At 71.2% G+C, this 12,435-nt stretch carries 9 protein-coding genes; 6 read left to right on the top strand and 3 right to left on the bottom strand.

Annotation, left to right across the window (positions count from 1 at the left end; all coding sequences use genetic code 11):
- Positions 1-15: 15 nt before the first annotated feature.
- Positions 16-1,005 (top strand): substrate-binding domain-containing protein, encoded by a 990-nt coding sequence (locus ACFZDK_RS39600; protein ID WP_390979940.1) that lies wholly within the window; start codon positions 16-18, stop codon positions 1,003-1,005.
- A gap of 29 nt (positions 1,006-1,034) precedes the next feature.
- On the opposite strand, the gene ACFZDK_RS39605 is transcribed toward ACFZDK_RS39600, so the two are convergent.
- Both ACFZDK_RS39605 and ACFZDK_RS39610 read right to left on the bottom strand, forming a co-directional pair.
- The gene (locus tag ACFZDK_RS39605; RefSeq protein WP_390979916.1) at positions 1,035-1,952 is read right to left on the bottom strand and encodes a hypothetical protein; all 918 of its coding nucleotides are present in this window, start codon (positions 1,950-1,952) and stop codon (positions 1,035-1,037) included.
- Between the two features lie 10 nt (positions 1,953-1,962).
- Entirely contained in the window at positions 1,963-2,409 is a 447-nt protein-coding gene (locus tag ACFZDK_RS39610) for a hypothetical protein (protein WP_390979918.1), read from the bottom strand.
- Between the two features lie 237 nt (positions 2,410-2,646).
- Between ACFZDK_RS39610 and ACFZDK_RS39615 the strand changes: the two genes are divergently transcribed.
- Positions 2,647-4,470 (top strand): CHAT domain-containing protein, encoded by a 1,824-nt coding sequence (locus tag ACFZDK_RS39615; RefSeq protein WP_390979920.1) that lies wholly within the window; start codon positions 2,647-2,649, stop codon positions 4,468-4,470.
- A gap of 470 nt (positions 4,471-4,940) precedes the next feature.
- Positions 4,941-7,445, top strand: coding sequence for a CHAT domain-containing protein (locus ACFZDK_RS39620; protein ID WP_390979922.1), 2,505 nt, complete (start codon positions 4,941-4,943; stop codon positions 7,443-7,445).
- Positions 7,446-7,548: 103 nt separating this feature from the next.
- On the opposite strand, the gene ACFZDK_RS39625 is transcribed toward ACFZDK_RS39620, so the two are convergent.
- On the bottom strand, positions 7,549-8,868 hold the full coding sequence (locus tag ACFZDK_RS39625; protein WP_390979924.1) for an acyltransferase family protein: 1,320 nt from the start codon (positions 8,866-8,868) through the stop codon (positions 7,549-7,551).
- A gap of 323 nt (positions 8,869-9,191) precedes the next feature.
- Here ACFZDK_RS39625 and rsgA point away from each other — a divergent pair, with 323 nt between their 5' ends.
- The 3 genes from rsgA to ACFZDK_RS39640 all read left to right on the top strand — a co-directional run bounded on the left by rsgA (position 9,192) and on the right by ACFZDK_RS39640 (position 12,333).
- Positions 9,192-10,286 carry a ribosome small subunit-dependent GTPase A gene (gene rsgA, locus ACFZDK_RS39630; protein ID WP_390979926.1) on the top strand — a complete coding sequence of 365 codons (1,095 nt, stop codon included), beginning with the start codon at positions 9,192-9,194 and terminating at the stop codon, positions 10,284-10,286.
- A 149-nt stretch (positions 10,287-10,435) separates the two neighbouring features.
- A complete protein-coding gene (locus ACFZDK_RS39635) occupies positions 10,436-11,833 on the top strand; it encodes an AlkA N-terminal domain-containing protein (protein ID WP_390979942.1) in 1,398 nt (465 codons plus the stop codon).
- Positions 11,833-12,333, top strand: a complete 501-nt coding sequence (locus tag ACFZDK_RS39640; protein WP_390979928.1) for a methylated-DNA--[protein]-cysteine S-methyltransferase — start codon at positions 11,833-11,835, stop codon at positions 12,331-12,333. Before ACFZDK_RS39635 ends, ACFZDK_RS39640 begins: the two co-directional genes overlap by 1 nt.
- Positions 12,334-12,435 lie beyond the last annotated feature (102 nt).

Here is a 12,435-nt window from a genome sequence, read left to right on the forward strand (position 1 = left end):
GCCACCCGGCCGACCATGAAGGACGTTGCCGCGGAAGCGGGCGTCAGCGCGATGACGGTGTCCCGGGTCGTCAACGGCGACGCGGCGGTCGCCCCGCGGACGGCCGCGCGGGTGGAGGCCGCGGTCCGCAAACTCGGCTACCAACGCGACGACGTGGCACGCCAGTTGCGCCGCACCCACGAACTGAGCCAGACCATAGGCCTGTTGGTCGACGACGTGACCGACCCCTTCATGGCCGCCGTCGCCTCCGCCGCCGAGGACGTCGCCCGGCAGCGCGGCAGCGTCATGCTCATCGGCTCCAGCCGCGCCGACCTGCGCCGGGAGCGCGAGGTGATCGCCGCGTTCACCGCCCGCCGGGTCGACGGCCTGATCCTCACCCCGGCGGCCGGCAGCCACCGCTTCCTGCGCCCGGCCCAGGCGCAGGGCACGAAGATCGTCTGCGTGGACCGGGCGGCACCCGGCCTGGACGTGGACGCCGTGGTGGTCGACAACTTCGGCGCGGTGCGGGAGGCGGTGGCGTCCCTGATCGCCCACGGCCACCGCAGGATCGGGTACCTCGGCGACTCACCGAGGATCTGGACGTTCGGCGAACGCCGCCGGGGCTACCTCGCCGCGCTGGAGGAGGCGGGGATCGCCGTCGACCCGGCACTGGTCGGGGACGGCCTGCGGCCCGGCGCCGAGGCGGCCCGGGCCGTCACCGCGATGCTGGCCCTGCCCGACCCCCCGACGGCCCTGCTGGCCGGCAACGAACCCCTCGCCTTCAGCGCCCTCACCGTCCTCCCCACCGACCTGGCCTTCGTCGCCTTCGACGACTTCGCCCTGGCCGCCCGCCTCACCCCGCCCGTCACCGTCATCGCCCAGGACCCGGTGGCCCTCGCCACCAGCGCGGCCCACCTGCTCTTCGCCCGCATCCACGGCGACGTCTCACCACCCCGCACGGTGGTCATGCCGACCCGCCTGATCCGCCGGGGGTCGGGGGAGATACCGGGGCCGTTCGGCGGCTGAGGAAGAGCCGGGCCGCGGGGAGCTTGTGCTCAGGGGCTGAACTGCACGTCGCTGCGGTCACTGCCGCGCCACAGGTACTCCGTGAGTTCTTCGCCGGACTTCCGCTCCGCGGCAGGCGTCTGGGGCAGTGGCCAGGACAGGGACGTGTACAGCGCACGACGATGCAGATCGACGGAAGCCCGGAACAGGTCGCCGTATGCGACGGCATGGGGTATCACCCAGAAACGGTGCACGATCCACGTCAAGGGCAGGAGCACCGCGAGGAGCCAGGGCATCCAGTACGCCCAGGCCAGGGCCAGCACGGTCCACACGACACACTCCGCCGAGCGCCGCAGCCCCGTGTGGGCCACCGCCAGATCGCTCCGTGACTGCTCGGGGAGCACCGCCCACAGGTGCGGCCAGCACTTCACCACGTCGAGGCCGTACTTGTCCCTTGCTTCGCTCTCCGCCGCGCGCAGGCACATCCCCAGTCGCGTGGGCATGTGTTGCGCCGCGCGCGGAGGATTGCGGCGCAGTTCCGCGTCCAGCCGCTGGTACTCGCGTTCCTGCTCCGTGTCGGCGGCTCGATTCTCGATCAGCGGGGCCAGGTCGGCGTAGCGCTGTTCAAGAGAGCGCAGACGTCCGGCGCGCCGATCGGTCAGAAGGCGGCGCAGGGGATCGAGCCAGGGCCACCAATAGCCCTGCAGGCCCCGCAGCACTGGAAAGGTGACGCGCTCTACGATCTGGCCGGACGCGCCGATGACGACGAACCCGGCGGCCAGTGCGAGCACCTGGACGACAACCGGCTGCCCGCGCAGCCACCCGGACCGGTCAGTGATCCACGAGGTGCCGTGGGAGTGGGAATACGCGATGCCGCCCAGCACCCAGAAGAGGAGTGCGGGGAGCGCGACCGCGAGCCACTTCTCACCGAGCTTGGAACCGAGGCTTTCCCAGAACTTGCCCAGCACGCCGGCCCCGTCAGGCCTTGACCAGGAGCAAGCCGTGCGTGCCGCACCGAGGCACTTCCTGTCCCACATGGCGACGCCACCAGACGACATCTCCGTTGGCCGGACAGACGTACTTGGGCCCCGGACGCAGGGCCTCGCCGTTCCCCGCCGGTACGGGCACGGTGGAGCCCCGTGTGCCGGACCCGACGAACTCGGGCGGAACCCCGAACTCCAGGAACTGCGCCGACCACACCTTGGTGATCGCATTGCCTTCCAGCGCCCGCAGCACACTCTCCGCCGCCCCGGGCGCCGCACCGGGGTCCAGCAGCCGGGCAAGCTCGCTGTCCAGACGCGCCGCCCGATGCGGCGCGTGGGGGAACAGGCCGGGGAGATACGGTCGGATCGCCCGGGCCGCCTCCAACACGATGTCCGGATCCGGAACGCCCGTGGCCTCGGGGGTGACTTGCTCGTGTGACACGGGCTCAGATTGCCACAACTGTGCCCGAAGCGAACGGGATTGTCAGAACCGAAACCAGGGCTGCCGTTACATCTCTTCGATCCCACAGGAGTTGGGCGCTTCCGATACATCACAGACCTCACCTCTTGCTACGGTCGTCGAACCACGTGCCGGATTCGACGGCCGGTGCAGGCGTGGGCGGGGCCGCTGCCCCGGGGGGACGAGTTCACGCGGTGGGGTGCGATGGAGCCGGAGAACGTGTTGGCCGCAGCCGATGTGCTGCTGACCGAATTGAGTGAGACGGCCGGGCTCCGCGTGGATCTCGCGCAGATCCTGCAGGGTCGGGAGGGAGCCGACCAGGAGGTGCTGGCCGACGACGTGGTGAACGCGGTGCTGGCCCACCCCGAGGCTCTGACGCGTTTCGAAGAACTGCTGCTGCCTCAGGAAGTACTCCGCGCACGAGACCTCGCGGAGCGGGCGGCGTTGTCGGGGGTGCCGGCTCCGGCGCCGCTCGGCTCGGGGTACCCGTCGGAGTATTGCGGCTACCCGCGGATCGACGCCCCCGGCGAGGTCGTGGAGAACTGGCCGTTCCATATACGCGTGGGTCTGTCCCCCGAAATCATCAGCTCCGTCGCAGGCGGGCCTGTGCGGGGCGCGGACGCCCCGTGTCCGGTCACCGTCACGGTGCAGACCATCGCCGACGGGTTCACCCTGGTCGACGGGGATTGGGCCGCCGAGCTGCGGGTCAACGAGACGGAGCGCTACCCGAGTCACGTCCTGGAGATCCGCGCGGAACCCGACGGGCGCCAGTTCAGAGTCGGCTCGCTGCAGGTGGTCTACAGCATCGGCGGGGAAGTGGTGGGGGTGGGCTTCAGGCCCATCGGCGTCGTACAGGACCCGGGCCTGATCGGTAACAACGTCGACGCCGTCGACGGCACGTCCCGGGCACTGCTCCTGCCGCGCGGGGATGAGCCGGCCGACCTGACCGTCACCATCCTCCCGACGGACCGTACCGGGCGCTTCCAGTTCCTCTACCAGTCGCCGCACGTGCGGGTGCCCGGCCTGCCGGAGGAGTGCGACGTGGGCGCGGACGCCCCGGACTACGCCTTCTCGGTGATCAACCGGATGGCCGACCGCCAGAACCGCCCGGACCTGATGGCGTTCATGACGGGACTGGGTCGGGAGATCACCGATGTGATGCCGGCCAGCCTGTGGACCATCCTCGGCGAAGTCGCCGCAGCCGTGTCCCCGCGCGTACCCGCGATGCTGATCCAGTCGGCCGAGGCGTACATGCCATGGGAGCTGGCTGTCGTCCCCAAGCCTCTGTCGGCTCAAGCGCCCGAGGCCGTTTCCGAGGATGCCCCCGCCTTTCTCGGCAGCCAGGTCGCTCTCGGCCGCTGGGTACTGGCGGACCGTCGGAGCCGGATCACGGTGCCGCCCCCGATGGTTGTCAGGGCGGCCTCCATGGAAGTCATCTCCGGTGTCTACGAGATCGACGGCTGGCAACGGCTCGTCGACGCGGAGCTGGAGGCCGCGACGCTGATCGACAGCTACGGTGCGACACAGATCGAGGCACGGCTGGCCAAAGTCGTCAGCTACCTCAAGCACGGACCGATCGCGGGGATCGTCCACTTCGCGGGCCACGGACAGCACAGTACGAACGACTGGGACAACGGGCTGGTGATGGTCGACGGGTACACGCTCGACCCGACGACCGTCAAAGCCTACGACTTCCCGGGCGAGACCTTCGTGTTCCTCAACGCGTGCAAGGCGGCCGCCGTCCAAGGGGTCTTCGGCGGCTACGCGGGGCTGGTGCAGGCCTTCCTCTACATCGGGGCCAGCGCCGTGGTGTCGCCGCTGTGGGCCCTGGACGACCGGGACGCGAAGTCTGTGGCGCTGTCGTTCTACCAACGGGTGCTGAAGGGTGAGAAACCGGCCGAGGTCATGCGATCGCTGCGGGCCGCAGCGGGCGACGATTCCGAACTCGCGTTCAGTGCCATGGCCTACCAGTTCTTCGGGCATCCTCATATGCAGGTGGAGCGCGTCGGCCAGTTCTGCGACACCGAGGGGGATGCGGCGTGAGCCCCAAGAGTCACGAACCCCCCTTCGGTGAGACCGCGGAGAGGCCGGCGCCGGGCGAACCCCAAGCCGCGAGGGACCCGGAAGAACTGGTGGAGGAGCTCTACTCCCGAGCCGACGGCCCCGGCGAGGAAGATCTGCGTCTGGTCCTCGACATCACCAGGATCTGCGTGGACAGACTGCACGCGGCGCAGTCCTCCTGGGCCATCGACGAGGCCCTGAAGATCCTGGAGCGGACTCTGGAGCGGTTTCCGCACGGCCGGTTGTACCGTTACGTCTCGCTCGGGTACGGAATCGCGTTTCTGGAGGCCTTCCGGATCCGTCGGGGCAGCTCCGACCTGACCCGTGCGCTGGGCGGTCTGCGTGACGCGCAGAACGGTGTGGCGCCCGGATTCGAGACCGGTCTGACGTACTACACCCTCGCACACGCTCTGTTGACGGCGTACGGTGCGGGCGCCGCGGAGGACTCCTCCGTGGACGAGGTCATCCGGCTGCTCTCCGTCGCGCTCCGCCAACCCGCCAACCCCTTCACACGCCGGATGGAGCTGGTAAGGCTGCTCTCCGTGGCCCAGTCGTTCCGGTACCGGTCCCGGCAGGGCGAAAGGGACGTGGCGCGAACCTTCCGCGAGGCCCTGTCGCAGCTCGACCGATACCGTGAGGGTGAAGCCAAATCCTCGCCCGTGTGGCTGCAACTGACCAACACCCACGGCTGGATGCTCCTCACCGGATTCGATGTCGAAGGCCGCCAGGACGACTTGGACAAGGCAATCCGGATTCTGAGTGAGGCAGCCGATTCCCGTACTGCCGAGGGAACCCACCTCCTGCTCCGCGGCGACGTCGTGCCCGACATGCGGCTCAATCTCGCCGAGGCTCTGTACAACCAGGCCCTGCGCAGCCGACGATCCACCGATCTGGATTCGGTCGTCCACCTGCTGCAGGCGGGGCTGACCGACTGCCAGCCCATGCAACGCCCGGACATGCTCCAACTGCTGGCCAAGGTCAGCGTCGTCCAGTACGACGCCAGGGGCGAACGAGGCGACCTGGAACGGGCGTTGTCCGCCGGAGAGCTGGCCCTCGGAATCATTCCGTTGACGAGCGCCGTCTATCCGGAAGCGCTGGTCTGGGCCGCCCGGCTGCGTTCCGCGCTCCTGATACGGACCGCTGAGCGCACCCATATCGACCGGTCGATCGCCCTGTGGCGGGACGCCGCCATGCTGGCGACTCCGAGCCGTGTGGGCACGTCGCGGACATTCCGGGCGCTCGCCGACACCCTCATGATGCGGCTCCGCCTCAACGCGGTACGCGAGGAGCCAAGGCGGGAGCACGCTGCCGCCGACCTGAGCACCGCACTGGCCGCCTTCGGCGAGGCCTTGCGGGCAGAGGGGGAACCCGAGGCGGGCCAGGAGGCGTTGCACCACCTGCTTTTCTGCCTCACGGACTACGGCGCGTTCAGCGGCAATTCCCATGCCCTGGAAGAAGCCTTTCGCTTCGTGCGCAACCACCTGCCGGAAACATCACAAGATGCCCTCCACCGCAGCAGGATCACCCTGACCTCATCGGACACCGAAGCCCCTGCCATGGATGAGGCGGGACGATGGCATGCGGCAGCCGTGGCGTTCTACGGCCATGGATCCGCACACCGGCACAGCCTGGACCTGGCCGACGGTCGAACCACGGCTGCCCCGGCCTTCGACGAGCAGCATGCGTCGCCGTATCCCTACCTCGCAACGCTCAGGCCCCAGGCCAGACGCCTCGACGGAGCCCTGAAGGCCTATGCCCTGCTGCGCCGGGAGCTTCTGGCCGAGGCGTTCGAGGCTCTGGAGGATCTCTGCTCCAGCACGGAGTCGCTCGGTGCGGCGCTGCCCTGGGGTACCGAGGCACGGCTGGTGGGGGCAGCGCCCTTGGAAGAGGTTCAACAGCGGCTGCACGACCGGCAGATCATCCACCTGCTCGCGACGGCCGAGGGCGGAGCGGCTCTGATCACGGACTCGACGAGCGTTCGCCACGTCCCGCTGCCCGGCCTCACCACGGCGCGCGCCATCGAGTTGTCGCGCCATATCCAGACCGCCACCGGCACGGACCGGATCTCGCTGAACGGAGCGAGCCTGCTGGAGGACACCTGCGCCGAACTGTGGACCCTGTGCATGCGGCACCTGATGCCGGCCGTGGACCCCGAACGCCCCGTCGTCCTGGTTCCTACCGGGCAACTCCGCATGCTCCCCCTTCACTCCGCCTTCCGGCGAGATCGGGCGGCGCCCGCCCAACGCCACTATCTCCTCGACGAGTGGCGGCTCAGCTACGCTCCCAGCGCCTCCTCGGCCGCGGCACCGGCGTCGACCGACCTGTCCCACGTCCGGTTGCGTGTCTACGGCGCCGGCGGACCGGAGGCCGAGGCGCTCGCATCGCCGAACCTTCGGCAGAGCGACCTCTGGGACGACAGGTTCGACCGGGCATCGCTCCACGAGGTACTCGGTAGCGAGACCACCGTGCTGCATTTCACCGGCCATGGCACCGTCAACCCTCTGTCCCCGCTGGACAGTTCGATCCTCCTGGAGGACGGGCGCGTCACCGTCCGCGGCCTGCTCGCCGGCGGGATCCGGTCCCCACTCGTGCTCCTCAACAGCTGTACCAGCGGTTCCTCCGGCGGGGTGGCACCGCCGAACCCTCTTCCGCTGCCCTACGCGCTGGTCATTTCCGGGGCCAAGGGCTGCGTGGCCCCCTTGTGGCAGCCGGGCGACATGGTCTCCCGGCTCGTCATGGCATTCTTCTACGAGGAATGGGAGTCCCGGCCGCCTGCTGAGGCCCTGCGTGCGGCGCTGCTGCGACTGCGAAGTGCCACGAACCAAGAACTCGCCGAATACCTGCCCGAGTTGGCTCGCACCGCGCCGAAGGCGCCCGGATCACACGCCCGATGGGCCCGGGTCACACCCTTCGCCGGCATCGGACACTGGGCCGCCTTCGTCTACACCGGCGTATAGGCCCATGGCACGGTGACCACAGGTCTGGGTGTCACTCATGTCGCTGGGCGGCGTCGTCCTCGGCGGCATTCCGTCCTGCCTCGTCCAGCACCGGACCCAACCGTCACACACGGTCCGCGACGCGAGCCGTCTCGGGCCGCTCGGAGCGGCGGGCCGCCGTCCACCGGGTGAGAGTGACCAGTGCCGTGCCCAGCGCCAGGCCCAGGGCCGGCAGTACGGGGAACCGGCCGTCGGGTGCGAAGCCCCGCACGGCCAGCCGGCCCAGAGTGGTGACGGCCAGGGCCAGGCCGAGCCACAGCGGCCAGGCGCGACGCACACCGGTGTCCGGACCGGTCCGCGCGTACAGCACGCCCAGCCCGCGGTCCAGCGGTCCGAGGGCGGCGACGACACCGGCCAGGACGACCCCGAGCAGCAGCAGCCACGGCACGCGCAGCCCCCACCACGCGGCGGACCCGAGGACCGGCTCGGGCGCGAGGCCGGTCAGGTAGAACGCGGCGGCGACGGCCAGCACCGGCAGCATGTGCCACAGATACAGCGTCATGCTGACCGCGCCCACCGGGCGGACCACGCGCCACACCCGCTCGCGCTCCAGTAGCCGCCGCACCGCCGGCGCGACCAGGAGGCAGAGCCCGACCTGGGCCACCACCCACGCCAGCATCGCGGCCGACGGCGGATCGGTGTTGCTGGGGGTCTGCCCGGTCACCAGGATCAGGCTGACCGGGAACGGCCCGAGGGTCACGAGCGCGGCGAAGGCCACGGCGCCACCCGGGGCCATCACCAGCGGCACGAGCCGACTCCTCGTCAGCAGCCCGTCCCGCCAGCAGAAGCCCAGTTGATAGGCGACACCCCACACCAGCACGTAGTCGAGCAGCCCGACATACGGCGCGTGCACCGTCAGCACGAGCACGTCGACCACCAGGGCCACCGCCCCCATCGCCGGCGGGACCAGGAGCCCCCACCGCCGGTGCGCCGCGTACAGCGGTGGCGTCAGCGCGCTGAGCAGCAGATACACCGGAAGGAACCAGAACTGCATGGCCATCGCCCAGCCCACCAGCGCCAGCGTGTCCGGGTCCACGCCGACCGCCGAACAGATCCCGACGGCGAGCAGCACCAGAGCGCTGTAGACGCCGGTCGGGAGCAGCAGCCGCAGCGCCCGCCGCCCCAGCCACCCGGCGGCCGTGTCCCCGGCCGCCCGGGCCCGCGCCCAGGAACCGCCGGCGGCATGGCCCCCGGCCAGGAAGAACAGCGGCATGATCTGGAACGCGAGGGTCAGCCACTGCGTCCAGGGCACGGTCGCCAGCAGCTCCGGGGCGGTGATCCGTCCGTCGGGCTCCCGGACCAGGGCCGTGATCAGCCAGTGGCCGAGGACCACCAGCACGATCGCCCACGCGCGCAGGAAGTCGACATACCGGTCTCTGCTCATGGCCCGTCATGCTGCCGCAGCCCCGGCGCAGACGGGCCCGGTCACCCATGCCGCAACCATTCCGTGCCCGGTACGACACCCCCCGTCGGGACGAAAACCGGTGGCACCGGGGTGGGTTCCACCCTAAGGTGAGGATCGCTTCGTACGGCGGCCGTTGGCGCTCGCCGTCAGCCGAGTGAAGAGCCGAGAGAAGTACGGGGAGGTGTGACCGATGGCTGTCTCTGTGATGGGCGCTGCCCGCATCCGGAAGTTCATCCACTCCACCTCCGCGGCCACCGGCTGACCGATTCACTTTCCCGGGGCCGCCCTTCGAAGGGTCACCCTTGACTTCCAGCTCTGCTGTTTTCTCCGCTCTCGCTCCCTACGGCTGGGACGAGGCATGGGCGAAGGAGTTCGCCCCCTACGACACCGAAGGCCTGCTGGCCGGGCGTGTCCTGCGTGTCGACCGCGGGCAGTGCGATGTCGTCACCGCCGACGGGACGCTGCGCGCCGACACCGCGTTCGTCACCCCGCACGATCCGATGCGGGTCGTGTGCACCGGCGACTGGGTCGCCGTCGAACCCGGCGGCAACCCGCGCTACGTACGGGCGTATCTGCCGCGCCGTACCGCCTTCGTGCGCTCCACCTCCTCCAAGCGGTCCGAGGGGCAGATCCTCGCGGCCAACGTCGACCACGCGATCGTCGCGGTGTCCCTCGCCGTCGAACTCGACCTCGGCCGTATCGAACGGTTCCTGGCGCTGGCCTGGGAGTCCGGGGCGCAGCCGGTCGTGGTCCTCACCAAGGCCGACCTGGTCCCGGACCCGGTGACGCTCGCGCACCTCGTCGAGGACGTCGAGACGACGGCCCCGGGCGTGCCGGTCCTGACCGTCAGCGCACAGGCGGGCGAGGGCCTCGACGTCCTCGTCTCGCTGGTCGGCTCCGGTACCTCGGTGCTGCTGGGCCAGTCCGGCGCCGGCAAGTCCACCCTCGCCAACGCGCTCCTCGGCGAGGACGTGATGGAGGTGCAGGCGGCCCGGGACGTGGACGGCAAGGGCCGGCACACCACGACCACCCGCAACCTCCTCGCCCTGCCCGGGGGAGGCGTGCTGATCGACACGCCGGGCCTGCGCGGCGTGGGCCTGTTCGACGCCGAGACCGGGGTCGGCCAGGTGTTCACCGAGATCGAGGAACTGGCCGAGGGCTGCCGGTTCTCCGACTGCGGCCACGAGTCCGAACCGGGCTGCGCGGTCCGCCGCGCGGTGGAGACCGGGGAACTGCCGGTGCGCCGACTGGAGAGCTACCGCAAGCTGATGCGGGAGAACCAGTGGATCGTCGCGAAGACCGACGCCCGGCTCCGCGCCGAGATCAAGAAGGACTGGAAGAAGCGGGGCGCCGAGGGGAAGGCGGCGATGGAGGCGAAGCGGGGGCGGTGGCGGTAGTCGGGTGAGTGCGGGGGCGTGGGGCCGGTCGCGCCCACGCGGCGGAGCCGCGTGTCAGAACAGCCCCACGCCCCTGGCGGGGCGCCTGCAGCACCCCGTCCGATTTCCGCCAGCCCCGTCCGCCGCCGTCGCCCACACTTGAAGGCGTGATGGACGAAGACACCAGGTACGAGGCGGTCCGCAGCCGGGACGGCCGTTTCGACGGCGCGTTCTTCTTCGCTGTCGAGACGACCGGGATCTACTGCCGTCCGAGTTGCCCGGCGGTCACGCCGAAGCGGCGCAACGTCCGCTTCTTCCCGACCGCCGCGGCCGCGCAGGGCTCCGGGTTCCGGGCCTGCCGGCGGTGCCGTCCCGACGCGGTGCCCGGCTCCGCCGAGTGGAACGTCCGCGCCGATGTCGTCGGCAGGGCCGTGCGGCTGATCGGCGACGGTGTCGTGGACCGGGAGGGCGTCGGCGGTCTCGCCGACCGGCTCGGCTACAGCGCCCGCCAGGTGCAGCGCCAGCTCACCGCCGAACTCGGCGCGGGACCGGTCGCCCTCGCCCGGGCCCAGCGGGCCCACACCGCACGCGTGCTGCTCCAGACCACCGGACTGCCGATCACGGAGATCGCCTTCGCGAGCGGATTCGCCAGCGTCCGCCAGTTCAACGACACGATCCGCGCCGTCTACGCCACGACCCCGAGCGCGCTGCGCGAGGCGGCGCCCGGCGGCCTGGGCGCCCGCCGCGGCTCCCCGGCCGCCGGCATCCCGCTGCGGCTCGCCCACCGCGGCCCGTACCAGGCGGGCCCCGTCTTCGACCTGCTGGAACGCGAGGCCGTGCCCGGCGTGGAGGAGGTCACCGGCACCCCCGGCGCGCGCACCTACCGCCGTACCCTGCGCCTGCCGTACGGCCACGCCGTCGTCGCCGTCGAGGAACGGACCGGTACGACCGTCACGAGCGGCAGCGCCCACCCCGGCGGCTGGCTCGACGCCCGGCTCCGGCTCACCGACCCACGCGATCTGACCACCGCCGTCCAGCGGCTGCGCCGGCTGTTCGACCTCGACTCCGACCCGTACGCCGTCGACGAACGCCTCTGCGACGACCCGCGGCTCGCCCCGCTGGTCGCCGCCCGGCCGGGACTGCGGTCGCCCGGTGCCGCGGATCCGGCGGAGGCGGCCGTACGGGCCCTGGTCGGCACCGCCGCCGCCGAGCGGCTGGTCCGGCGCTACGGCAAGACGCCGGACGCGCCCTCCGGGAGCCTCACCCACCTCTTCCCCGAGCCCGCCGTGCTCGCCGAGGCGGAGCCCGGGGGCGCGCTCGGGGCGCTCACCGCCGCGCTCGCGGACGGCACCCTACGGCTGGACCCGGGCGCCGACCGGGACGACGCGGAGGCCGCCCTGCGGGCCCTGCCCGGGCTGGACCCCGAGGCCGTCGCCGCCATCCGTGTCCGCGCGCTCGGCGACCCCGACGTCGCCCCGCCCGGCCTGGACGTGCCGGACGAGTGGCGGCCGTGGCGGTCGTACGCCGTCCGACACCTGCTCGTGGACGAAGAGGAGTCGAGGAACTGATGGACGCCACTGCCACCTACTGGACGCGGATCGCCTCCCCCGTCGGGGAGTTGCTGCTGACCGCCGACGCCGAGGGGGCGCTGACCTCCCTCTCCGTCCCCGGGCAGAAGGGCGGCCGGACCGTGTCCGCCGGATGGCTCGCCGACACCGGCCCCTTCCGGGCGGCCGAGGAACAGCTCGCCGCCTACTTCGCCGGTGAACTGAAGGACTTCGAACTGGAGTTGAGCACGCACGGCACCGAGTTCCGGGAGCGGGTATGGGGTGCGCTGGACGCTGTTCCGTACGGAGCGACGACCACGTACGGGGAGATCGCCGCGCGGATCGGGGCGTCCAGGATGGCGGTCCGGGCGGTGGGCGGGGCGATCGGCGCCAACCCGCTGCTGATCGTGCGGCCCTGCCATCGCGTGATCGGCGCGGACGGCTCGATGACCGGGTACGCGGGGGGACTTGAACGGAAGGTGTGGCTGCTGACGCTGGAGGGAGCGGTGCCGGTCGGTTGAGGCGGGGCGGGGGGTGCCTCTATGTCCTTCGTCAAGGCGCCCCTGTCGGGGTTTGGGGTGATTCGCTCTTGCTGGTGTCATGCGGCGAGCTCGACGTCCGCG

The organism is Streptomyces sp. NPDC007901, from assembly GCF_042959465.1.
GTDB lineage: Bacteria > Actinomycetota > Actinomycetes > Streptomycetales > Streptomycetaceae > Streptomyces.

Coding starts and splice junctions, on each gene's coding strand:
- ACFZDK_RS39625 (WP_390979924.1), bottom strand. CDS start 8,868: ATGAGCAGAGACCGGTATGTCGACTTCCTGCGCGCGTGGGCGATCGTG.
- ACFZDK_RS39640 (WP_390979928.1), top strand. CDS start 11,833: ATGGACGCCACTGCCACCTACTGGACGCGGATCGCCTCCCCCGTCGGG.
- ACFZDK_RS39600 (WP_390979940.1), top strand. CDS start 16: ATGAAGGACGTTGCCGCGGAAGCGGGCGTCAGCGCGATGACGGTGTCC.
- ACFZDK_RS39635 (WP_390979942.1), top strand. CDS start 10,436: ATGGACGAAGACACCAGGTACGAGGCGGTCCGCAGCCGGGACGGCCGT.